Below are 22,549 nucleotides of genomic sequence, written 5' to 3'. Positions count from 1 at the left end.
GACCATGGAATTTTTCCGCATCCGTAAAGACATTCCGTTCATGCGGCACGCGCTGGTGTTCAACGTGATCTCGCTGGTCACGTTCCTCGCCGCGGTGTTCTTCCTGTTCCACCGCGGGCTGCACCTGTCCGTCGAATTCACCGGCGGTACGGTGATCGAGGTGCAGTACCAGCAGGCCGCGGAGCTCGAACCCGTGCGCGCGACGCTCGGCAAGCTCGGCTACGCCGACGCGCAGGTGCAGAACTTCGGCACGTCGCGCAACGTGCTGATCCGCCTGCAGCTGAAGGAAGGCCTCACGTCCGCGCAGCAGAGCGACCAGGTGATGGGCGCGCTGAAGACGCAAAACCCGGACGTCACGCTGCAACGCGTCGAGTTCGTCGGCCCGCAGGTCGGCCGGGAGCTCGCGACCGACGGCCTGCTCGCGCTCGCGTGCGTGGTGATCGGCATCGTGATCTACCTGTCGTTCCGCTTCGAATGGAAGTACGCAGTGGCGGGCATCATCGCCAACCTGCACGACGTCGTGATCATTCTCGGCTTCTTCGCGTTCTTCCAGTGGGAGTTCTCGCTGGCGGTGCTCGCGGCGATCCTCGCGGTGCTCGGCTACTCGGTCAACGAGTCGGTCGTCATCTTCGACCGGATTCGCGAAACGTTCCGCCGCGAACGCAAGATGAGCGTGCAGGAAGTGATCAACCACGCAATCACGACCACGATGTCGCGTACGATCATCACGCACACGTCGACGGAAATGATGGTGCTGTCGATGTTCTTCTTCGGCGGCCCGACGCTGCACTACTTCGCGCTCGCGCTGACGGTCGGCATCATGTTCGGCATCTACTCGTCGGTGTTCGTCGCGGGCTCGCTCGCGATGTGGCTCGGCATCAAGCGCGAAGACCTGATCAAGGACAAGAAGACCGCGCACGATCCGGACGATCCCAACGCAGGCGCGCAGGTTTAAGCGCCTCGGCGTTTCGGCATCGCAGAAAAGCCGGCCCACTCGGGCCGGCTTTTTTTATGCGCGAGCCGCCCGGCGTGCGTCGTCCCGGGCGTCGGCTACAATCGTCACCGCCCTGCCCCGCTCCATGCCGGCTGTGCGCCGGCGGGCAGGCACCGTCGCCACCCGTCCGAACGTGCAGCCCCGATGATGCCTCCCATGCGTGTCGTTCGTCGCCTTGCCGTCTGCGCAACCGTCGCGGCCGTGCTGCTGCCGTGCACGTCTCGCGCCGGTGCGCAGCCGGCCTCCGCTTCACCGCCCGCCACCCCGACGCCCTCGCCCTGCCCGCCCGACTGGGAGCCGCAGCTCTGCGAACTGAAGGCGGCCGTCGAAGTGCTGAAGAGACAGCATCTGACCGACGTCGACATCGGCGCGCTGCTCGACGCCGCGACCCACGACGGCATCAGGACGCTGCCGTACGCGCGCTTCTTCAACGCGAAGGAGGAGCAGGAACGGCGCGACGACGAGCGGCGCTCGCGCGACGGCACGCCGGGCATCGGGATCGTGTTCGAGACGCGGCCCGACGGATTGCACATCATCGACGTGATTCCAGACGCACCGGCCGAGAAGGCCGGCGTGCGGCCGGACGATCTCGTCGTCGCGATGAACGACAGGAGCGTCGTCGGCATCGACAGCAGCGAACTCGTGAAACTGGCCAAGGGCGATGCGGGCGTTCCGCTGAAGCTCACGGTGCAGCGCGGCCCGCGGCACGCGGTGCTGACCTTCGCGCCGGTGCGCGCGATCGTCAAGCCGCATCCGGCGATCGCGAAGCGGCTCGACGGCGACATCCTGTACACGCGGCTGTCGAGCTTTCCGGAGCCGGCGGTCGGCGACTATATCGACGCGGTGCAGGCCGCACGCCGCGCGGGCCCGCCGGTGAAAGGGATGATCCTCGACCTGCGCATCAACGGCGGCGGCGCGCTCAATGCGGCGATCGGCATCACCGCGCTGTTCGCGGGACGTGACCGCACCGCGATGGTGACGGTCGAGCGCGGCGACACGCATCGCCGTCGCTATACGACCAATTGGCCCGACTACGAACTGCCCGTCATGCACGGACAGGATCCGCTCGCACCGCTGCAGGCCGACGACTGGTGGCGCACCGTGCCGCTCGTCGTGCTCGTCGACGGACAGAGCGCGTCGGCCGCCGAAGCGACCGCGGCCGCGCTGAAGGATCTCGGCCGCGCGAAACTGCTCGGCATGCCGACCTACGGAAAGGGGCTCGCGCAGACGGGTGTCGACCTGATCGACGGCACGCGCCTGAATTTCACGTACGCGCGCAACCTGCGGCCGAACGGCTGCCCGATGGACGGTTACGGCGTCGTGCCGGACTGGCTCGTGCCGCCGCGCCGCGACTCGGACGTCGACGGCGTGCTGCTGTGGTACCGGGAAGCCGATCTCGCGCGTGCGCCGTATGCGGACCGGCTGGCGCCCGATCCGTTCGCGCAGGTGCGCAAGGCCCGGCAGAAGCTGCGCGAGCAGCGCGTGCGCGCGAAGGTCGATATGGCAAGGAGCACGGCACTGCCGCAGCGCGCGTTCGGCACGGCCGGCGACTGGCAGCTTCAGCAGGCGCTCACCGCGCTCGCAGGGCGCCCGGTGCGAACCATCGACGCGCCGGCGCAACTGATGCCGGCGCAGCCGGTATGCGAGCGCGCCGACAACTGACGTGCCGCGTTTCTACCGAAAACCGAAGCGCTTGCGCAGCACGACCAGCGCCGCGAGGCTCAGCACGGCCGCGAACATCAGGTAGAAGCTCGGCGCGGTCTTCATCCCGGTTGCGCGAATCAGCCACGCGATGATGAACGGCCCGAACCCGCCGAAGATCGTCACCGCGACGTTATACGCGAGCGACATCCCGGTCGTACGCGTCTGCACCGGAAACACCTCGGACAACAGCCCCGGCAGCGCCGCGAAATAGCCGGTCATCAGGAACGCGAGCAGCACCTGCAGCGCGATCAGCGTGCCGAAGCCCGGATGCGCGACGAGGTACGCGAACGCCGGGTAGATCAGCACGAGGATGCCGATGGCCGGCGCGATCATCACGCGCACGCGGCCGTATCGATCCGACCAGTGGCCGACGAGCGGCGCGAACGCCATCTGGATCACGCCGACGACGAGGATCGCCGCGAACGCGGCGGACGGTGCGAGGCCGAGCTGCTTCACGCCGTAGGTCGGCATGAACAGGACGAGATAGGTGGCGACGGTGCCGAGCACGACCACGCCCATCGCGGCAACCAGGCGCGCCTTGTGCGACGCGAACGTGTCGCGCAGCGGGTTCGCGGTGCCCTCGGCCGCGAGGAACTCGGGCGTCTCGTCGACCTTCGTGCGAATGTAGTACGCGACCGGCCCGAGCAGCAGCCCGAAGAAGAACGGCACGCGCCAGCCCCACGATGCCATCTGCGCGGCCGACAGCTGCGCGTTCAGCACGGTGCCGAAGCCGGCGGCGAGCAGCGTCGTGAGCCCCTGGCTCGCGACCTGCCAGCTCGCGAAGAAGCCGCGCCGGCCCGGCACGTGTTCGGCGAGGAACGCGGTCGCGCTGCCGAACTCGCCGCCGGCCGAGAAGCCCTGCATCAACCGCGCGGCGACGAGGATCACCGGCGCGGCGACGCCGATCGTCTCGTAGGTCGGCAGCACCGCGATGACCAGCGTGCCGGCCATCATCAGCAGGATCGACAGCGTGAGCGCGGCCTTGCGGCCCGCGCGGTCGGCATACGCGCCGAGCACGATCGCGCCGAGCGGGCGCATGAAGAACGACACGCCGAACGTGCCGAGCGTGAGCAGCAGCGACACGGTGTCGTTGCCGGCCGGAAAGAACAGCTTCGCGATCGTGACCGCGAAGAAGCCGTAGACGACGAGATCGAACCACTCGAGCGCATTGCCGATCGACGCGGCGACCACCGCGCGCCACACGCGCGGCGACGAGGCAATGGAACGGGACTGGGTGGCGGCATGCATCGGCGATCTCCTTGTCGTTGTACGTTCTGTTCGAGGCAGCCGCTGTCGCGCCGTCGGCCTGCCCGGCGCCGCACGCGGCGCTCGGGCGATTATAGGCGCGCAAAAAAAACCGCCGCGCCCCCTGACGGGAACGCGGCGGTGTGCCCGCGGCGGGCCGGCGCGACGGCCGGCCTCACCGTAAGCATTACTGCTGCTTCAGCGCTTCTGCCGTGATCAGCAGCTTCGTCTTCATCTTGAAGCCGTACTGCTTGCCGTAGTCGAGGCCGAAATCGCTGCGGTCGAATTCGCCGACGGCGTCGACGCCGCACACTTCACGCTTGAGCATCGGGTGCGGCATGCACTTGAAGCCGTCGATCTTCAGCGTCACCGGCTTCGTGACGCCATGCAGCGTCAGGTTGCCGACCACCGAAACCGGCTTGTCGCCGTCGAACTTGATCGCGCCCTTGTAGTTCGCCTGCGGGAACTTCGCCACGTCGAAGAATTCGGCCGTCTGCAGGTGCTCGTCGAGCTTCGCGCTGCCGGTGTGGATCGACGCGATGTCGGTCGTCACGTCGACCGTACCCGTCTTCGCCGCGCGGTCGAGCGTCACGGTGCCGCTCGACTTGTCGAACTTGCCGCGCCAGACCGACAGGCCACCCATGTGGTCAGCCTCGAAGCTCGGGTACGTGTGGCTCGGGTCGAACTGGTACGTGACGCTTTCGGCGAAGGCCGAGAACGACAGCGATGCTGCCAGCGCGCCCGCGGCGATGATCAGTTGCTTTTTCAAACTCTTTCTCCTTGGAACGGCGCCGCGCCCTCGCGCGGCATTCAGGTGAGGCGACAGCCCGCCGCTTACTTGGTGGCGACGAGATGGAACTTGATCTGCACTTCGTCGGCGACGATCGACGTGTCCTTCCATTCGCCGGTGCCGACGTTGAAGGCCGAACGCTTGATCGGCAGCACGCCGTCGAACGTCTGCGTCGCGCCGCTTTGCGCGACCGTGACGGGCACCGTGACGGTCTCGGACTTGCCCTTGATCGTCAGCTTGCCGGTCACGTTGTACTTGTTGCCGCCGGCCGGCGCGATCGCCGACGACACGAACGTCGCCTGCGGATACGCCTTGGCGTCGAACCAGTCCTTGCCGGCGACCTGGTCGTTGTACATCTTGTCGCCGAGGTCGAAGCTCGCGATGTCGATGGTCATTTGCGCGGTGCCCTGCGCGGCCTTCGCCGGGTCGAACTTCACCTGCGCGGAAAACTTCTTGAACGCGCCTTCGGTCGGCACGTTCATCTGCTTCGACACGGCAGACACCTTGCTCTTCGCGAGATCGACATCGGCGTGCGCCGCGCCCGACGCGACAAATGACACCGCGGCGAGCGCGGCCAGCATGGAGCGGGAGACAGACACTTTCATGGGATCCTTCATTTGGCAGAGGGAAGCATCCGCGACAGCAGGCCGTCGCGGTCCAACAACTGGTGCTTGAGCGCCGCGAGCACGTGCATCGCGACGAGCGCAAGCAGAATGTAATTCAAAGACACGTGGAGCGTCTTGAAGGTTTCCTTGAGCGCCGGATCGGGGTCGATCAGCCGCGGCAGCGGCACGATGCCGAGGTAGACGACCGGAATGTTCGAGGCGGAGCTGTACAGGTAGCCCGTCACGGGGATCACGATCATCAGCACGTACAGCAGCATGTGCACGCCGTGCGATACCGCGCGCTGCCATGCCGGCGTATCGTCCGGCAGCGGCGGCGGCACGTGCGTCGCCCGCCACAGCACGCGGATGACGGCCAGCGCGAACACCGTCACGCCGATCCACTTGTGCCACGAGAAGTACTTCAGCTTCGTCGGCGTGAAGCCGGGGATGTCGGTCATCACCCAGCCGAGCGCAAAGCCGCAGATGATCAGCAGCGCGATCAGCCAGTGCAGCGCGATCGCGGTGTGCGCGTAGCGTGCCGGCGCGGCCGGCGGCGATTTCGATACCATCTTGGATTCCTCAGTTCAGCGAACAGCTGCGCCGGCAATTCATCCGACGCTTGTCAAGGGCGCCATGCTACCGCAACCTTTTGACGTGCGCGGACTCTGAGGACAGGCGTGCCAGCCGGCTGACGGCTGCCTGCCATGTTACTGATCAGTCACAAAACACTCGATCCTTGACGCACCGAAAAAGGCCTTTTGGTAAGATTGGCGCGGGTTCCGGCCCCGTCGACGCGTTCCCCCAGCCGTCGCACAACTGCCTTTTCCATGCAACGAAACGACCTGATTGCCTGTCACGAGTGCGACGCACTGTTGCACAAACCGCGCCTCAGCGGCCGCGAAATCGCGCGCTGCCCGCGCTGCGACGCGCTGCTGTATCGCAACAGCGCCGCCCAGATCGAGCGGATCTGCGCGCTCGCGCTCGCCGCGCTGATCACGTTCACGATCGCGCAGGTGTTCCCGATCCTCGAAATGGACGTGAACGGCAACCGCGTGCAGACGACGCTGATCGGCGCGATCGATTCGCTGTGGCACCAGGACATGGCGATCGTCGGCGTGATGGTGTTCTGCTCGACGGTGCTGTTCCCGCTCGTCGAGATGGCCGCGCTGCTGTACCTGCTGCTGCCGATCCGTCGCGGCGTCGTGCCGCCCGGTTTCAACCTGGTCCTGCGTGCGATCGAGCTCGTGCGGCCGTGGGGCATGATCGAGGTGTTCATGCTCGGCATTCTGGTCACGATCGTGAAGATGGTGAGTCTCGCAAGAGTCGTTCCCGATGCCGCGCTGTTCGCGTTCGCCGCGCTCACGCTGATGATCGCCGTCGTGCTGATGTTCGATCCGCGCACGCTGTGGGACATCGCCGACGACCTGCGCGCCGGGCGCTCGCCCGGGCAGCCCGATCCGGCCGCGCCGCTGCCGGAAGCCGCCCGCCGATGACGATCCGGACCGCCGCCCGCGAGGGCTATGCCAGCTGCCACACGTGCGGGCTCGTGCAGACGCTCGACCATCCGCACGCGCACTGCGCGCGCTGCGGCGCCGCGCTGCACTTCCGTACCCCGAACAGCATCATGCGCACCTGGGCGCTGCTGCTCGCGGCCGCGATCCTCTACATTCCCGCGAACCTGCTGCCGATCATGCGCACCGCGTCGATCGTCGGCTCGCAGGAAGACACGATCATGAGCGGCGTCATCTATTTCTGGGTGTCGGGCGACTGGCCGCTCGCCGTCGTCGTGTTCGTCGCGAGCATCCTCGTGCCGATGCTCAAGCTCGGCGTGCTGCTGATCCTCGTGATCAGCGCGCAGCGCCGCACCGCGTGGCGGCCGCAGCAGCGCACGCGGTTGTTCCGGATCGTCGAACGCATCGGCCGCTGGTCGATGCTCGACATCTTCGTCGTGACGCTGACCGTCGCGCTCGTCCATTTCCGTTCGCTCGCCGTCATCACGGCCGGCCCCGGCGCACTCGCGTTCGGTTCGGTCGTGATCCTGACGATGCTCGCGTCGATGCAGTTCGATCCCCGCCTGATCTGGGATCCAGTCGAAACCTCAGGGAATCACCATGAATAGTCCACAAGGCCCGCAGCACGACGCGCCCCGGCCGCCCGATCCGACGATCTCGACGAAAAGCGGCTGGCTGCCGTCGCTCGTCTGGCTCGTGCCGCTGATCGCCGCGCTGATCGGCATCGGCCTCGTGATCAAGTCCGTGCGCGAGCGCGGCCCGGAAATCACGATCAGCTTCCACAGCGCCGAGGGGCTCGAGCCCGGCAAGACGCAGGTCAAGTACAAGGACGTCGAGATCGGCATGGTCAAGACGATCAAGCTGTCGAAGGACCTGTCGCGCGTGCTCGTCCAGGTGCAGCTGAAGAAGGAGGCCGAGGACTTCGCGGTCAAGGGCTCGCGCTTCTGGATCGTGCGACCGCGCGTCGGCGCGACCGGCGTGTCGGGGCTCGGCACGCTGCTGTCCGGCGCGTACATCGGCGTCGACGGCGGCCGCGGGCAGGATACGCTGACCGACTTCACGGGCCTCGAGACACCGCCGGCCGTCACGGGCGACCAGAAAGGCACGCAGTACGTGCTGCGCGGCGATTCGCTCGGCTCGGTCGACATCGGCTCGCCGGTCTACTACCGCCGCGTGCAGGTCGGCCAGGTGGTCGGCTTCTCGCTCGACAAGGACGGCACGGGCGTCACGTTCAACGTATTCGTCAATGCGCCGTACGACCAGTACGTCGGCGTCAACTCGCGCTGGTGGCAGGCGAGCGGCGTCGATCTGCGGCTCGATTCGAGCGGCCTGAAGCTGAACACGCAGTCGCTCGCGACGGTGATCCTCGGCGGCATCGCGTTCCAGACGCCGCCGAACCAGGGCAGCGGCGCGACGGCGCCGAACAACACGACGTTCCGTCTCGGCTCCGACGAAGGCGACGCGATGCGCGACCCCGACGGCCAGCCGCTGCAGGTCGTGATGAACTTCAACCAGTCGCTGCGCGGGCTCGCCGTCGGCGCGACGGTCGACTTCCGCGGCATCGTGCTCGGCGAAGTGACGAACATCGGTATCGACTTCGATCCGAAGACGAAGAACTTCCTGATGCCGGTGACGATCAACGTGTATCCGGAACGCCTCGGCCGCCGCTTCCGCGAGACGATCGAGAGCAAGGGCGAACCGGCCCGCCGCGAGATCGTCGAGCGGCTCGTCCAGCACGGGCTGCGCGGCCAGTTGCGCACCGGCAACCTGCTGACGAGCCAGCTGTACGTCGCGCTCGACTTCTTCCCGAAGGCCCCGGCCGTGAAGATCGACACGTCGCGCCAGCCGCTCGAGCTGCCGACCGTGCCGAACACGCTCGACGAGCTGCAGCTGCAGGTCGCCGACATCGCGAAGAAGCTCGACAAGGTGCCGTTCGACCAGATCGGCGCAAACCTGAACAGCGCGCTTGCGAACGCCGACAAGCTGTTCAAGCAGCTCGACACGCAGGTCGCGCCGGAAGCGCGCGACACGCTGTCGGCCGCGAAGCAGACCTTCTCGACCGCCGAGGCGACGCTGCAGCAGGATTCGCCGCTGCAGTCCGACGTGCGTGGCGCGCTGAAGGAGCTCACGCGCACGCTGCAATCGCTGAACGCGCTCGCCGACTACCTCGAGCGTCACCCCGAATCGCTGCTCAAGGGCAAGCCAGGAGACAAGCAATGACGACCCGCGTGAACGGTTTTGCGAGCGGCGCGGCGGCGGCCTTCGCCGCACTCGCGCTCGCCGCGTGCAGCTCGCCGCCCGCGCGGTTCTACACGCTCAGCCCGGCCGACGCCGCAGCGCCGCTGCGCACCGCGCCGGCCAACCCGGCGTTCCTGATCGAGGTGCCGTCCATCGGCGTGCCCGAGCAGGTCGCGAAGAACCAGCTGGTCGTGCAGAAGAACGCCGCGCAGGTCGACGTGCTCGAGCAGGAGCGCTGGGCGTCGCCGCCCGCCGACGAGATCCGCCGCGCGCTGTCGGACGATCTCGCCGCGCAGCTCGGCACGATCGACGTCGCGAATTCCGCGTATCCGCCCGGCGTGCCCGTGTATCGCATCAGCGTGAACGTGCAGCGCTTCGAGTCGTGGCCGGGCAAGCGTGCGGCGGTCGATGCCGTGTGGAGCGTGCGCTCGCTCGCCACGCAGGCCGTGATGACGTGCCGCACGAGCGTCGCGGAACCGGTCGCCGACGGCTACGACGCGCTCGTCGCGGGCCATCGGCGCGCGCTCGACGTGATCGCGACGCAGGCTGCAGCCGGCGTGCGCGCGATGGCCGCACGCCGCGGCACGGCGGCCACCACGACGCCCGCGTCCGGCAGCAAGACGGCCGCTGCGCCGGTCGTGCCGTGCCCGGCCAACCCGACGTCGGGCGGCGACGCCGGCGCGACCGGCAAGTCCGGCGCGTAAGCAGGCGGCGCACAGGCGGGCGCTCGAAGCAGCGCACGCCTGCGTGACCCATCCGATTGCGATCGGCGGCCGTTACCGGCGGCATCACGCCGCCACAACCGGCCCCGCGCATCGCCGCCATCGGCCGAACGGCGAGTTTGCACTGTTTGTCAAAGTCGGCCGGAACCGGCGCCAATCAACGCGGTCGGCTTGCGTTTTCCGGCCCGATTGACGATCCTACGCACTTTCCGGCTCGCGCCGTTCGTCGTGCGCGCCAGCCAGCGGCGCCGGGCCGCGTTCGGCCCGACCGCCGTGCCTCCCGGCGCCCGCACGCGATCGGCGTGCAGCGCAGCGGGGCAGCCGCATCGCGGGTCGCCGCGCATCGTCCGGCCACCGCCCCGTCTCACCCGTTCTCCCCGGCGCCGTGCCGTTTTCCCCGGCCGGCATCCCGAACCCGCCCGTCCAGGGCTTTCGCTATTCCGTTTATGTTTCGTTCCCTGACGACCCTGATCAAGAAGTGGCGCGCGTCGCGCAATGCCGGTCACCAGCTCGATGCGCTGCTCGCGCACGCCGACGCCGAGGCGTCGTACGCCGAGCGCAGCGAATGGCTGATCGAGCTCGCGCACTGGCTGCGCCGCAACGGCACGATGCAGGCCGCGCAGGACACCCCTGCCGATCACGACGCCGACACGCGCGCGTATCCGGCCCATGCGCGGCTGCGCTACCTGTTCCACGTGCTCGACCGCAACCCCGCCTGGAAAGCGCACGCCGCGCGCATCCTGCGCGGCATCCTGCGCGAGTGCGACGGCATTTCGCTGCTGTGCGATGCCGGCATGCCCGTGCACTCGGGTTTCTTCGGCGCGCTGTTCGAGCGGATCGACTCGTCGCTGATCCCGCCCGCGCCGAACCGCCGCGAGCTGTCGGCACTGTTCACGCTGATGTTCCCGACGCCGGAAGATGCCAAATGGATCGACGCGCTGCCCGACGACCTGCTCGCGCGCCTCGCCGAGCTGATCTCGTTCGACGTCACCGACGAAGAGCGCCACGAACCCGGTTCGTTCTCGCGCGACCTGCTGGCCGCGCTGCATAACCTGACCTGCCAGGTCAGCTCGACCGGCCTGTCGCAGACGGTGCGCAGCCGGCTGTCCGACGACGACGCACGCAAGCCGCTGGAACGCCAGCCGCTCGAATCGCAGCCGTTCTACCGCCTCACGCGCGCGATGCTCGCGGTCGAGACCGCGCACGCGGCCGTCGAGGACGGCGGCGACCCGAGCAAGCTGCTGCACGAGGTGAACTACCTGCGCGTGCTGCTCGACGAATGCCGGATCGCCGTCGACGACGTGTTCTCGCACCTGTACCGCAACGGCGTGTCGGTCGACATCGTGTTCCAGGTCGAGCGGATGCGCATGCGCATCCTGCGTGCCGAGACGCTGCTGAACGCGTGGATGGCCCGCGACGACCTGCGCGGGATGGCACGCCTGACGGCCGAGCTCGTCGATGCGAACCAGAACAGCCAGAGCGTCACGCACCTCGTGCGCAGCAACTTTTCGCTGTTCGCGCGCAAGCTCGTCGAGACCAACGCGGACACCGGCGAGCACTACATCTCGCGCGGCCGCGCCGAGTACCTGAAGATGCTGCGGATGGCTGCGGGCGGCGGCCTCGTCACCGTCGTGACCGTGTGCGTGAAGTTCGCGATCACGGGCGCGCATCTGCAATCGATGCTCGAAGGGCTGCTCGCGGGCGTCAACTACGCGGCCAGCTTCATGCTGATGCACTTCCTGCACTTCACGCTTGCGACCAAGCAGCCCGCGATGACCGCGCCGACGCTCGCGCGCGAGCTCGACGACACCGGCCACGAGGAAGGCGTGAAGGCGTTCGTGTCGTCGGTGATCGCGCTGATCCGCACGCAGGCCGCCGCGATTTCCGGCAACGTGCTCGTCGTGCTGCCCGTGTGCCTGCTCGTGCAGCTGTTCGCGGGCAACGTGCTGCATGCGAACCTGATCTCGCCGGAGAAGGCGCATGCGACGCTGCACTCGTTCTCGCTGCTCGGCCCGACGCCGTTCTACGCGGCGCTGACGGGCGTGCTGCTGTGGGGGTCGAGCCTGCTCGCGGGCTGGGCCGACAACTGGTTCGTGCTGCACCGGGTCGGCGACGCGCTCGCGTACAACCGCCGGCTGCGCCTCACGCTCGGCGCGGCCGGCGCCGCGAAGCTCGCGCACTTTTGCCGCTCGAACGTCGCCGGCGTGGTCGCGAACGTCGGCCTCGGCCTGATGCTCGGTCTCATCCCGGCGATCGTCAGCGTGTTCATGTTCCCGTTCGAGGTGCGTCACGTGACGCTGTCGGCCGGCTCGATCGGGATCGCGCTCGGCGTGCTGGGCAAGGATGCGCTGAGCACGCCCGAACTGTGGTGGGCCGGCGCCGGCGTGCTCAGCATGGCGATCCTCAACGTGCTGGTGAGCTTCGCGCTCGCATTCACGATGGCCGTGCGCTCACGCAGCCTGCGCCCGACCAAGGTGCGCGCGCTCGTCGCCGCGATCGTCCGCACGGTGCTGTCGAATCCGCTCGCGCTGTTCTGGCCGGCTGGCGGCCAGGCCGCGCGCGCCGGTCAGCCGGGCTCGCACTGAGCCCGCGGCGGCGTGGCGGTGCCCGGCCGGGCGCCGCCGCCTCGCCGCCCGGCGCGCGAAATCGGCCGTTGCAGCGGCGTCGCTGCGCCGAAACGCCGGCCCCGGCCGCCCGCGCCGCGTACAATGGTGGACTTTTGCACGTCCTCACCCGCCTTATGTCCTCGCCCACCCTGTACGAATTCTTCGCCCCCTGCCCGCGCGGCCTCGAAGCGGCGCTTGCCGCCGAGCTAGTCGAAATCGCCGGCCGCCACCTGAACGGCGCGCCGTTCACCGCGGGCGCGCAGGTGCCGGGCGGCGTCCATTTCAGCGGCGGCTGGGCTGCCGGCATGGCCGCGAACCTCCATTCGCGGATCGCGAGCCGGGTCCTGCTGAAGATCGCGCACCGCGCGTACCGCAACGAACAGGACGTCTACGCGCTCGCGCTCGAGCAGCCGTGGGAGCGCTGGTTCTCGGCCACGCAGACGCTGCGCATCGACATCACCGCGATCAAGTCGCCGCTGAAGAGCCTCGAATTCGCGACACTGCGCGTGAAGGACGCAATCTGCGACCGGATGCGCGACAAGACCGGCGCGCGCCCGAGCATCGACACCGGCGCGCCGGACGTGCGCGTGTTCGCGTTCCTGACGGCCAACGAGTGCACGCTGTACCTCGACACGTCGGGCGAGCCGCTGTTCAAGCGCGGCTGGCGCCTCGACAAGGGCGCGGCGCCGCTGCGCGAGAACCTCGCGGCCGGCATCCTGCGCCTGACGGGCTGGACGCCCGGCACCGCGCTGTACGACCCGATGTGCGGCAGCGGCACGTTCCTCGCGGAAGCCGCGCAGATCGCGCTCGGCGTGGCGCCCGGCGTCGAGCGCCGGTTCGGCTTCGAAAAACTCAAGCAGTACGACATCACCGCGTGGCAGGGCCTGAAGGTCCCGGCGCTGGACGCGAAACGCGCGGCGCGCGGCAAGCGCAACGAAACGCTCGGCGTGTACGGCAGCGACATCTCCGGCGACATGCTCGAGAAGGCGCGCGCCAACCTCGAGCGCGCGGGCGTGCCGTCGGTGTGGCTCAAGCAGGTCGACGCGCGCGGGATGACGCCGCCGTGCGACGCGCCGGGCATCATCCTCGCGAACCCGCCGTACGGCGAGCGGATCGAAGTGCGCGGCCGCAGCGCGCGCGGCGAGGTGCGCGAGACCGGCCGCAACCGCGGCAACGACGACGCGTTCCGCCGCACGCACACCGACGCGCCGGACAGCGAATTCTTCAACGTGCTCGGCGATGCGCTGAAGCAGCGCTTCACGGGCTGGCAGGCGTTCCTGCTGACGTCCGACCGTTCGCTGCCGGGCCTGCTGCGGCTGCGCGAATCGGCGAAGACGCCGCTGTTCAACGGCGCGCTCGAATGCCGGCTGTTCCGTTTCGACCTGATCGCCGGCAGCGTGAAGGCGCGCCCGGCCGCGCCGGAAGGCGACGCGTAACCCGCATCATGATCGCCGTGGGGCCGCCGGCGAGGCCCCGCAGCGGCACCCGAAACGCCGCCGTTACCGCATCCGCGGCAACGGCGGCGTTTCGTTTCAGTGCTTCGAGCACTCCCAGCGCCCCATCGTGAACGGCAGCGCGTGCCCTGTCTCGAGCAACGTCTTGAGGCTCGACAGCACGACCGGCCACCCGCCGCGAATCCCGCGATCCATCTCCGAACCGGGCACGAGCCCGTCGTGCGTGACGGTCAGCTTCACGACGCCCTCGTGCGGCTCGACGACGTAGGTCACGCGCGACTCCCCGCTCTCCCCCGACGGCGTCCGCCACGTGACCACCAGCCGGTGCGGCGGATCGTTCTCGACCACTTCGCCGACAATGTCGACCCGCGCGGGATCGTCGTAATCCTGATGTTCCCAGCGCGAACCCGGCTGCCAGTCGGGCGACGCGTTGCGATGCCGCACCCAGTAGTCCTTCGTCAGCTCGGCATTGGTCAGCGCATCGAACACGCGCTCGGGCGTGGCTGCGATGAAGGTCACGTACACAAAGGCGGGATTACTCATCGTCGTCTCCTGACTCGCGGGCCGCTTCCAGCCCGCGCTTGAGATCCGCCAGCGCTTGCAGGCGCTGACGCTCGAACTTGCCGATCCAGCGTTCCGCGATGTCGTGAATCGGCACCGGATTCAGGTAATGCAGCTTCTCCCGGCCGCGCCACGTCGTCGCGACGAGGTTTGCAGCCTCGAGCAGCGCGAGATGTTTGCTCACGGCCTGCCGGCTCATCGCGAGCCCGTCGCACAGCTCGGACAGCGTCTGGCCGTTTTTTGCGTGCAGCAGGTCCAGCAACCGACGGCGCGTGGCATCGGCCAGCGCCTTGAAAACGAGATCCATGCCGCTCCCTGATCAATGACCTTATTATGCAACCAAATGGTTGCATGTCAAGGATGACAACTCTACTGACAATACGGTGTCAGCAGCCGGCGATCACACTGCAATCCCGGCGCAATGCAGGCTGGTTTCCACACCGAACCCGAATAACAACGCAACAAGGAGCTCGTCATGACGTCCGCAACGGCCACCGCAACCCTGGAACGCGCGATCGCGTGGTTCGACATCCCGTCCCTCGATTTCGAACGGGCGATCCGCTTCTACGAAACCGTGCTGCAAACCACGTTGCGGCGTGAAATCATCGGCGGCGTGCCGATGGCCACGTTCGATCGCGATGCGTCGAGTACCGGCGGCAGCATCGTGTTCGATCCGCAGCAGATGAAGCCGAGCGCGAACGGCGTGCTCGTCTACCTGAACGCCGGCGAATCGGTCGTCGCGGCGCTCGAACGCGTGAAGCGCGCGGGCGGTGTCGTGCAGGGCACGGTCGTCGAGCTGCCGAACAACTACGGCTACGTCGGCTACCTGATCGACACCGAAGGCAACCGCGTCGGCCTGCACGCGCCGAAATGCCACTGAGCGCACCGGTCAGCGGGCCGGCGCGGCGCTATCATCGCGAAGTCCCCGTAGCCAGAGGAATCGAGGTGCTGTCATGACCCGCCGTGCCGACCGCCTGTTCCAGATCGCCGAGCTGTTGCGCGGGCGTCGTCTCACGACCGCACAGCAACTGGCCGACTGGCTGTCGGTGTCGCCGCGCACGGTCTATCGCGACGTGCGCGACCTGCAACTGTCAGGGGTGCCGATCGAAGGCGAAGCCGGCATCGGCTACCGGCTGAACCGCAATGCGAGCCTGCCGCCGCTCACGTTCACGGCCGAGGAGCTTGCAGCGCTCGCCACCGGCGCGCGGATGCTCGAAACCTGGGGCGGTGCGCGCTTCGCGAGCGGCGCGCGCTCGGCGCTCGCGAAGATCGCGTCGGCGATGCCGGCCGACAAGCGCACGGCACTCGACCGCCTGCCCGTATTCGCGCCGTCGTTCCATATCGACGAGACGTTTTGCGCGAAGGTCGACGCGATCCACCAGGCCATCGACACGCGCCACATCGTCAGCTTCGGTTATCGCGACCGGCTCGGCGCGCATTCGCAACGCCGCGTATGGCCGCTCGGGCTGGTCTACTGGGGCGGACGCTGGACGATCGGCGCGTGGTGCGAGCTGCGCGACGATTTCCGCACCTTCGACATCGCGCGGATGGGTGACATCACCGTGCACGAACAGTTTCCGGACATGGAAGGACGGCGGATCGCCGACTACATGCGGATCGCGGAAGCGCCGATGCGCTGACGCGGCACGGTGGCGGGCGCGAGGCTGCGCGCCGCCGCCGTTCGTTCCCCAAGGCCGTCGGGCGACGCCCGGCCCTTCCCGCGTTAGCCGCCGAACACCACCGGCCGCTTCGGCCGCTCGTCGACGTGCAGCGAAAACACATCTGCACGCGCGTAATGGCCGACGACGTCGAAGTCGTAACGCGCCCGCACGAGTTCGTCGGTATCGATGCGCGCGGTCACGAGCCCGGCCTCGCCGATCAGCGGCTCCGTCAGCAGGTCGCCGAGCGGCCCGACGATCACGCTGCCGCCGCGGATCAACGGCCGCTCGGGATCCCAGCCCGGCACGTCGATGCCGAGCGCGCGCGGCGACGGCTGCACCTGGCACGCGCTCACGACGAAGCAGCGCCCTTCATGCGCGATATGCCGCATCGAGCTCTGCCACAGGTCGCGCTCGTCGACGGTCGGCGCGCACCAGATCTGCACGCCTTTCGCGTACATCGCGCAGCGCAGCAGCGGCATGTGGTTCTCCCAGCAGATCGCGGCGCCCGCGCGGCCGGCTGCCGTTTCGACGACGGGCAACGTCGAGCCGTCGCCCTGCCCCCAGATCAGCCGCTCGGTGCCGGTCGGCATCAGCTTGCGGTGCTTCGCGACGAGCCCGTCGCGCGGATCGAGGAACAGCGCCGTGCAGTACAGCGTGCTGCCGCCGCGCTCGATCACGCCGACCACGAGGCTCGCGCCCGTGCGCTGCGACAGCGCGGCCAGCTCGTCGGTTTCCGGCCCCGGCACGTCGATCGCCTGCGCGGCGTAACGCGCAAACGCGTCGCGGCCTTCGGGCAGCCGGTAGCCGAGCCGCGTACCGAAGATCTCGCCTTTCGGATAGCCGCCGAGTACGGCCTCGGGCAGCACGACGAGCGACGCACCGCTGTCGCGGATCGCGGTTTCGTAGCCGAGGATCGTGTCGAGCGTGGCGCGCGTGCCGGCGGGCGATGCGCCGATCTGCAATGCGGCGATGACTGACGTGGACATGGTGGCGACTCCGGTGAATGGGATGCCGCCATCTTTATCGATAAGATGTCATCGATCAAATCGATAGAAAGATATGTGTCATGAATGCGGATGATATCGCCAGTCTCGACCTGAACCTGCTGAAGGTGTTCGAGGCGCTGTACGAGGAAGGCGGCGCGAGCCGGGCGGCACTGCGGCTGGACCTCACGCAGTCGGCCGTCAGCGCGGCGCTGGCGCGGCTGCGCGTGATCTACGCCGATCCGCTGTTCGTGCGCACCGGCCGCGGGCTCGCGCCGACGCCGCGCGCGGACGAACTGAAGCCGATCCTGTCCGACGCACTCGACCGCTGCCGCGAAAGCCTCGCGATCGCGGCCGACAGCGGCGATCGCGTCGGCCGCACGATCTCGGTCGGGCTGTCGGACGACTTCGAGATCGCGCTCGGCCGCGCGCTGATCGATGCGGTCGCGCGGGAAGCCGCGGGCATCCGGCTGATCTTCCGGCAGACCCACAGCGGCATCGCCGGCGACGCGCTGCTGCGGCACGGCGTCGATCTCGCGATCGCGTCGGGCGGGTTCTCGGCGAGCGGGCTCAGCCGGCGCGCGATCGCGACGGGCGGCTATGCGTGCCTGATCGATCCGGCCGCCCGCACGCGGCCGCCGCGCACGCTGACGCTTGCCGATTTCCTGCGGCGCGATCACCTGCTCGTGTCGTCGGGCGGCGTGATCGGAATCGTCGACGAGGCGCTGGCCGCGCTCGGTCACAAGCGGCGCGTCGCGGCGTCGACCACGCATTTCGCCGCGCTGCCGTACCTGCTCGCCGGTTCCGACGCGGTCGCGACGATTCCCGCGCACGCGGCGCGCGCGATCGCGCAATCGACGCCGCTGCGCGCGCTCGCCTGCCCGGTCGATCTGCCGCGCTATCCGGTGGAAATCGGCTGGCGCACGAGCACGCAGCGCGACCCGGCCATCGTGCGCGTCCGCGACACGATCGCCGCGTGCGTCGCGCGCCTCGTCGAGCCATGAGCGAAGGCGCCGCAGCGCTGCCGGCGCGCCGGCGGCGCGTGCCGCGCACGCACGGCCCCGCGTTGACACCGCATTTCACCCTGGGCGACGACCGTGCCGCCACGTTCCGCACGATCGATCGTGCGCGGATGCCGCATCAACCAGGCCCGTGTCGCAGCATATCGGCAGAACGCGAGGCTTACGGGGTCGGATTCACTTAACGAGAGCGGCCGGCAGCGTTCAGGCGCAACCGGTAAAATGCCGAACCATGAAACCCGAAATCTGGACCCCGCATGTAACGGTCGCCGCGCTCGTCGAGCACGCCGGCCGCTTTCTCGTGATCGAGGAGGAAACCTCGACGGGCCTGCGCTTCAACCAGCCGGCCGGCCATCTCGAGGCCGGCGAAACGCTGGCCGACGCCGTGATCCGCGAAACGCTCGAGGAAACCGCGCACCCGTTCACGCCCGACGCACTCGTCGGCGTCTATCTCGCGCATTACGACCGCCCCGGCACCGCCGGCGCGACCTACCTGCGCTTCACGTTCTGCGGCACGGCCGGCGAACCGGTCGCGGGCCACGTGCTCGACGAAGGCATCGTCCGCACGCTGTGGATGACGGCCGACGAACTGCGCGCGTGCAGCGAGCGGCATCGCTCGCCCGCGGTCATGCGCTGCGTCGACGACTATCTCGCCGGGCGGCGCATTCCGCTCGATTTCGTGCATACGCATTCGGTCGCGCCGCGCCCCGAAGCATTCGAACGTCAGGCGGTCAACAAATGAGCAAGCGCCGTGTAGTAGTGGGCATGTCGGGCGGCGTCGATTCGTCGGTGACCGCGTGGCTGTTGAAGGAACAGGGCTACGACGTGGTCGGCCTGTTCATGAAGAACTGGGAAGACGACGACGACGGCGAATACTGCTCGACGCGCCAGGACTGGATCGACGTCGTGTCGGTGGCCGACCTGATCGGCATCGACATGGAAGCCGTCAACTTCGCCGCCGAATACAAGGACCGCGTGTTCGCCGAGTTCCTGCGCGAATACTCGGCCGGCCGCACGCCGAACCCCGACGTGCTGTGCAACGCCGAGATCAAGTTCAAGGCGTTCCTCGACCACGCGATGTCGCTCGACGCGGAAATGATCGCGACCGGCCACTATGCGCGCGTGCGCGAGCGCGACGGACGCTTCGAACTGCTGAAGGCCTTCGATCATACGAAAGACCAGTCGTACTTCCTGCACCGGCTGAACCAGGCGCAACTGTCGAAGACGATGTTCCCGCTCGGCGAGATCCCGAAGACGAAGGTGCGCGAGATCGCCGCGCAGATCGGGCTGCCGAACGCGAAGAAGAAGGATTCGACCGGCATCTGCTTCATCGGCGAACGGCCGTTCCGCGATTTCCTGAACCGCTACTTGCCGACGAAGCCCGGCCCGATGAAGACGCCCGACGGCAAGGTGGTCGGTGAGCACATCGGCCTCGCGTTCTACACGTTCGGCCAGCGCAAGGGCATCGGCCTCGGCGGCAGCAAGAGCGGCAGCGGCGAACCATGGTTCGTCGCGGCGAAGGACATCGCGTCGAACACGCTGTACGTCGTGCAGGGCCACGATCATCCGTGGCTGCTGTCGCGCCAGCTCGTCGCCGGCAACGTGAGCTGGGTTGCCGGCGAGCCGCCGGCAGACGGCTTCGCGTGCGGTGCGAAGACGCGCTACCGGCAGGCCGATGCGGCATGCGCGTTCGGCCGGGCCGCACCCGGCCCGGCAGGCGAAGCCCGCTTCTCGCTCGCCTTCGACGACGCGCAGTGGGCCGTCACGCCCGGCCAGTCGGCCGTGCTGTACGACGGCGAGATCTGCCTCGGCGGCGGCATCATCGAGCTTGCGGCGGCCGGCCAGCCCGGTCAGGCCGCGCCGGCGGAAGGCCACGCGCCGGCACTCGCCGACGCACGCTGACACATATTCGGTTTAGACTTGCGCCACGCCGCGCCCGGCGGGACACGATTCCGCCGCGGCCGGCGCGCCGCCGCGCAGCGTACGCATGGCGGTATTTCAAGATTCTTACGGAGTCCCCATGCTTTCACGACGCTATCTGGCGATGTGGTGTGCCGTCCTGCTGCTCGTCGCGGCGGCCGCGCTCGCGTCGGCCCACATGCTTTCCTGGCTGTGGATCATCATCCCCGTCGCCCTCGTCGCGCTCGGCGTGTACGACCTGAACCAGGACCGTCACGCGATCCTTCGCAATTACCCGCTCTGGGGCCACCTCCGCTTCCTGTTCGAATTCATCCGACCTGAAATCCGCCAGTACTTCGTCGAGGACGACACCGACGAGAAACCGTTCTCGCGTGCGCAGCGCAGCCTCGTGTACCAGCGCGCGAAGAACGTCGCCGACAACCGCCCGTACGGCACCGAGCTGAACGTGAAGGCCGTCGCGCACGAATGGATCAGCCACTCGCTCGCGCCGACCAAGCTGCCGAACCACGATTTCCGGATCCGGGTCGGCGCGAATCGCGCGCAACCGTACGATATTTCGATCTTCAACATCTCGGCGATGAGCTTCGGCTCGCTGTCCGCGAACGCGATCCGCTCGCTGAACCTCGGCGCGAAGAAAGGCGGGTTCGCGCACGACACCGGCGAAGGCTCGCTGTCGAAGTACCACCGCGAGAACGGCGGCGACATCATCTGGGAAATCGCGTCGGGCTACTTCGGCTGCCGCAACGACGACGGCACGTTCAACCCCGACAAGTTCGCGAAGCAGGCCGCCGATCCGCAGGTCAAGATGATCGAGGTGAAGCTGTCGCAGGGCGCGAAACCCGGCCACGGCGGCGTGCTGCCGGCCGCGAAGATCACGCCGGAAATCGCCGAGACGCGCGGTGTGCCGATGGGCAAGGACTGCATCTCGCCCGCAACGCACTCGGAATTCTCGACGCCGCGCGGGCTGCTCGAATTCGTCGACCGGCTGCGCACGCTGTCGGGCGGCAAGCCGACCGGCTTCAAGCTGTGCATCGGCCATCCGTGGGAATTCTTCGGCATTGCGAAGGCGATGATCGAGACCGGCATCGTGCCCGACTTCATCGTCGTCGACGGCGCGGAAGGCGGCACCGGCGCTGCGCCGCTCGAATTCACCGACCACGTCGGCGTGCCGCTGCAGGAAGGGTTGCTGCTCGTGCACAACACGCTCGTCGGGATCGGCGTGCGCGATCGCGTGAAGATCGGCGCGAGCGGCAAGATCATCACCGCGTTCGACATCGCGCGCACGCTCGCGATCGGCGCGGACTGGGTGAACTCGGCGCGCGGCTTCATGTTCGCGGTCGGCTGCATCCAGGCGCAGCATTGCCACACCGACCGCTGCCCGACCGGCGTCGCGACGCAGGACCCGGTGCGCCAGCGCGCGCTCGTCGTGCCCGACAAGGCCGAGCGCGTGTACAACTTCCACCGCAATACGCTGCATGCGCTGCAGGAACTCGTGCAGGCGGCGGGCCTCGGACATCCGTCCGAACTGCGCGCGCATCACATCGTGCAGCGGGTTGCGCCGCACGAGGTGCGGCTGATGTCGCAGTTGCTGAAGTACCTGAAGCCCGGCGCGCTGCTCGACGGCCAGACCTGCGGCTTCACGCTGTACGACAAGTGGTGGCCCATCGCGCGCAGCGATTCGTTCACGCTCGGCGAAGCCGTGTACGCGTCGATCGAGTGACGCACGCAGGCCGCCCCGCTCACGCGGCGGCCCGCGCGGCAAAAAGAAAAGCGCCCCGCGGGGCGCTTTTCTTTTGTCTGCCGAATGCGTGAATGCGTGGCCGGCGGCTCAGTTCTGCGGCAGCGTATCGGCGAACGATTGCCGCTGCTGGAGCTTCACGAAATACTTGTCGAGGTTCGGGTGGCGGTCGCGCCAGTTGAGCTCGGGCATCCGGAAGTCGAGGTAGCCGAGCGCGCAGCCGAGGGCGATGTCGGCGAGCGTGTAATGATTACCGACGCACCATGTCTTGCCGCCGAGGCCCTGCGACATCGCGACGAGACCGTCGTCGATCTTGCGCTGCTGGCGCGCGATCCAGCTCTCGCTGCGCTGCGCCTCGTCGCGCATCGTGTGTTCGATGCGAATCGCGACCGCGGCGTCGAGGACGCCGTCGCCCAGCGCTTCCCAGCAACGGACCTCGACACGCTCGCGGCCCGACGGCGGAATCAGTTTGCCGACCGGCGACAGCGTATCGACGTATTCGCAGATCACGCGGGAATCGAACACCGCGGCACCATCCTCCATCACGAGGCACGGGACCTTGCCGAGCGGATTCGATGCATGAATATTCGTCTCCGGCGCCCACACGTTCTCGAGCTCCAGCTTGTAGTCGATCTTCTTTTCAGCAAGCACGATCCGCGCCTTGCGGACGTACGGGCTGCCGAGCGAACCGATTAATTTCATCATCTGCCTTCTTTTTTGGAACCGCCGAGAGTATACGTTGTCGCCGATCATAACCGGCCAGCGTCGCACGACAGAAAATCGGCCGTCGGGCCTGTG

22 protein-coding genes are annotated in these 22,549 nt (G+C 68.1%); 14 read left to right on the top strand and 8 right to left on the bottom strand.

What is annotated here, in order from left to right; translation table 11 throughout:
• The first annotated feature begins 4 nt into the window (after positions 1-4).
• The gene (gene secF / locus HWX87_RS29350) at positions 5-955 is read left to right on the top strand and encodes a protein translocase subunit SecF (RefSeq protein ID WP_176050521.1); all 951 of its coding nucleotides are present in this window, start codon (positions 5-7) and stop codon (positions 953-955) included.
• 195 nt (positions 956-1,150) lie between these two features.
• A complete protein-coding gene (locus HWX87_RS29345) occupies positions 1,151-2,656 on the top strand; it encodes a S41 family peptidase (protein WP_176050520.1) in 1,506 nt (501 codons plus the stop codon).
• 12 nt (positions 2,657-2,668) lie between these two features.
• On the opposite strand, the gene HWX87_RS29340 is transcribed toward HWX87_RS29345, so the two are convergent.
• The 4 genes from HWX87_RS29340 to HWX87_RS29325 all read right to left on the bottom strand — a co-directional run bounded on the left by HWX87_RS29340 (position 2,669) and on the right by HWX87_RS29325 (position 5,907).
• Positions 2,669-3,946, bottom strand: a complete 1,278-nt coding sequence (locus HWX87_RS29340; RefSeq protein ID WP_176050519.1) for an MFS transporter — start codon at positions 3,944-3,946, stop codon at positions 2,669-2,671.
• Positions 3,947-4,130: 184 nt separating this feature from the next.
• Complete coding sequence (locus HWX87_RS29335) at positions 4,131-4,712, bottom strand: YceI family protein (RefSeq protein WP_176050518.1); 582 nt, start codon at positions 4,710-4,712, stop codon at positions 4,131-4,133.
• 65 nt (positions 4,713-4,777) lie between these two features.
• Entirely contained in the window at positions 4,778-5,338 is a 561-nt protein-coding gene (locus HWX87_RS29330) for a YceI family protein (RefSeq protein ID WP_176050517.1), read from the bottom strand.
• Between the two features lie 8 nt (positions 5,339-5,346).
• Positions 5,347-5,907 (bottom strand): cytochrome b, encoded by a 561-nt coding sequence (locus tag HWX87_RS29325; RefSeq protein ID WP_176050516.1) that lies wholly within the window; start codon positions 5,905-5,907, stop codon positions 5,347-5,349.
• 258 nt (positions 5,908-6,165) lie between these two features.
• Here HWX87_RS29325 and HWX87_RS29320 point away from each other — a divergent pair, with 258 nt between their 5' ends.
• From HWX87_RS29320 to HWX87_RS29295, 6 genes are all read left to right on the top strand, one after another.
• On the top strand, positions 6,166-6,831 hold the full coding sequence (locus HWX87_RS29320; RefSeq protein ID WP_175865958.1) for a paraquat-inducible protein A: 666 nt from the start codon (positions 6,166-6,168) through the stop codon (positions 6,829-6,831).
• A complete protein-coding gene (locus tag HWX87_RS29315; RefSeq protein WP_176050515.1) occupies positions 6,828-7,457 on the top strand; it encodes a paraquat-inducible protein A in 630 nt (209 codons plus the stop codon). The genes HWX87_RS29320 and HWX87_RS29315 overlap by 4 nt, the downstream gene beginning before the upstream one ends.
• Positions 7,450-9,069, top strand: a complete 1,620-nt coding sequence (locus HWX87_RS29310; protein ID WP_176050514.1) for an MlaD family protein — start codon at positions 7,450-7,452, stop codon at positions 9,067-9,069. The genes HWX87_RS29315 and HWX87_RS29310 overlap by 8 nt, the downstream gene beginning before the upstream one ends.
• A complete protein-coding gene (locus HWX87_RS29305) occupies positions 9,066-9,791 on the top strand; it encodes a PqiC family protein (RefSeq protein ID WP_176050513.1) in 726 nt (241 codons plus the stop codon). The genes HWX87_RS29310 and HWX87_RS29305 overlap by 4 nt, the downstream gene beginning before the upstream one ends.
• Before the next feature lie 464 nt (positions 9,792-10,255).
• Positions 10,256-12,394, top strand: coding sequence for a site-specific recombinase (locus tag HWX87_RS29300; RefSeq protein ID WP_176050512.1), 2,139 nt, complete (start codon positions 10,256-10,258; stop codon positions 12,392-12,394).
• Positions 12,395-12,549: 155 nt separating this feature from the next.
• Positions 12,550-13,851: a class I SAM-dependent RNA methyltransferase gene (locus HWX87_RS29295; protein WP_176050511.1), complete on the top strand. Its 1,302-nt coding sequence runs from the start codon at positions 12,550-12,552 to the stop codon at positions 13,849-13,851.
• Between the two features lie 96 nt (positions 13,852-13,947).
• Here the strand turns inward: HWX87_RS29295 and HWX87_RS29290 are convergent, their stop codons facing one another.
• Both HWX87_RS29290 and HWX87_RS29285 read right to left on the bottom strand, forming a co-directional pair.
• The gene (locus HWX87_RS29290) at positions 13,948-14,412 is read right to left on the bottom strand and encodes an SRPBCC family protein (RefSeq protein WP_176050510.1); all 465 of its coding nucleotides are present in this window, start codon (positions 14,410-14,412) and stop codon (positions 13,948-13,950) included.
• The gene (locus HWX87_RS29285; RefSeq protein ID WP_176050509.1) at positions 14,405-14,737 is read right to left on the bottom strand and encodes a winged helix-turn-helix domain-containing protein; all 333 of its coding nucleotides are present in this window, start codon (positions 14,735-14,737) and stop codon (positions 14,405-14,407) included. The genes HWX87_RS29290 and HWX87_RS29285 overlap by 8 nt, the downstream gene beginning before the upstream one ends.
• A gap of 168 nt (positions 14,738-14,905) precedes the next feature.
• On the opposite strand from HWX87_RS29285, the gene HWX87_RS29280 reads away from it, so the two are divergent.
• A complete protein-coding gene (locus HWX87_RS29280) occupies positions 14,906-15,310 on the top strand; it encodes a VOC family protein (protein ID WP_176050508.1) in 405 nt (134 codons plus the stop codon).
• A 73-nt stretch (positions 15,311-15,383) separates the two neighbouring features.
• Positions 15,384-16,070: a YafY family protein gene (locus HWX87_RS29275; RefSeq protein ID WP_034182756.1), complete on the top strand. Its 687-nt coding sequence runs from the start codon at positions 15,384-15,386 to the stop codon at positions 16,068-16,070.
• An 83-nt stretch (positions 16,071-16,153) separates the two neighbouring features.
• On the opposite strand, the gene HWX87_RS29270 is transcribed toward HWX87_RS29275, so the two are convergent.
• Positions 16,154-17,077 carry a carbon-nitrogen hydrolase family protein gene (locus HWX87_RS29270; protein WP_176050507.1) on the bottom strand — a complete coding sequence of 308 codons (924 nt, stop codon included), beginning with the start codon at positions 17,075-17,077 and terminating at the stop codon, positions 16,154-16,156.
• Between the two features lie 80 nt (positions 17,078-17,157).
• Here HWX87_RS29270 and HWX87_RS29265 point away from each other — a divergent pair, with 80 nt between their 5' ends.
• The 4 genes from HWX87_RS29265 to HWX87_RS29250 all read left to right on the top strand — a co-directional run bounded on the left by HWX87_RS29265 (position 17,158) and on the right by HWX87_RS29250 (position 21,733).
• A complete protein-coding gene (locus HWX87_RS29265; RefSeq protein ID WP_176050506.1) occupies positions 17,158-18,078 on the top strand; it encodes a LysR family transcriptional regulator in 921 nt (306 codons plus the stop codon).
• 247 nt (positions 18,079-18,325) lie between these two features.
• Entirely contained in the window at positions 18,326-18,835 is a 510-nt protein-coding gene (locus tag HWX87_RS29260; RefSeq protein ID WP_176050505.1) for an NUDIX hydrolase, read from the top strand.
• Complete coding sequence (gene mnmA / locus HWX87_RS29255) at positions 18,832-19,995, top strand: tRNA 2-thiouridine(34) synthase MnmA (protein WP_176050504.1); 1,164 nt, start codon at positions 18,832-18,834, stop codon at positions 19,993-19,995. Before HWX87_RS29260 ends, mnmA begins: the two co-directional genes overlap by 4 nt.
• 118 nt (positions 19,996-20,113) lie before the next feature.
• Positions 20,114-21,733 carry an FMN-binding glutamate synthase family protein gene (locus HWX87_RS29250; protein ID WP_176050503.1) on the top strand — a complete coding sequence of 540 codons (1,620 nt, stop codon included), beginning with the start codon at positions 20,114-20,116 and terminating at the stop codon, positions 21,731-21,733.
• 108 nt (positions 21,734-21,841) lie between these two features.
• On the opposite strand, the gene HWX87_RS29245 is transcribed toward HWX87_RS29250, so the two are convergent.
• Positions 21,842-22,456, bottom strand: a complete 615-nt coding sequence (locus HWX87_RS29245) for a glutathione S-transferase N-terminal domain-containing protein (RefSeq protein ID WP_176050502.1) — start codon at positions 22,454-22,456, stop codon at positions 21,842-21,844.
• Positions 22,457-22,549: the final 93 nt, after the last annotated feature.

Source organism: Burkholderia sp. BCC1644, from assembly GCF_902833225.1.
Taxonomy (GTDB): Bacteria; Pseudomonadota; Gammaproteobacteria; order Burkholderiales; family Burkholderiaceae; genus Burkholderia.
The sequence above is the reverse complement of the archived record's forward strand: the minus strand, read 5'-3'. Positions and strand labels throughout refer to the sequence as shown.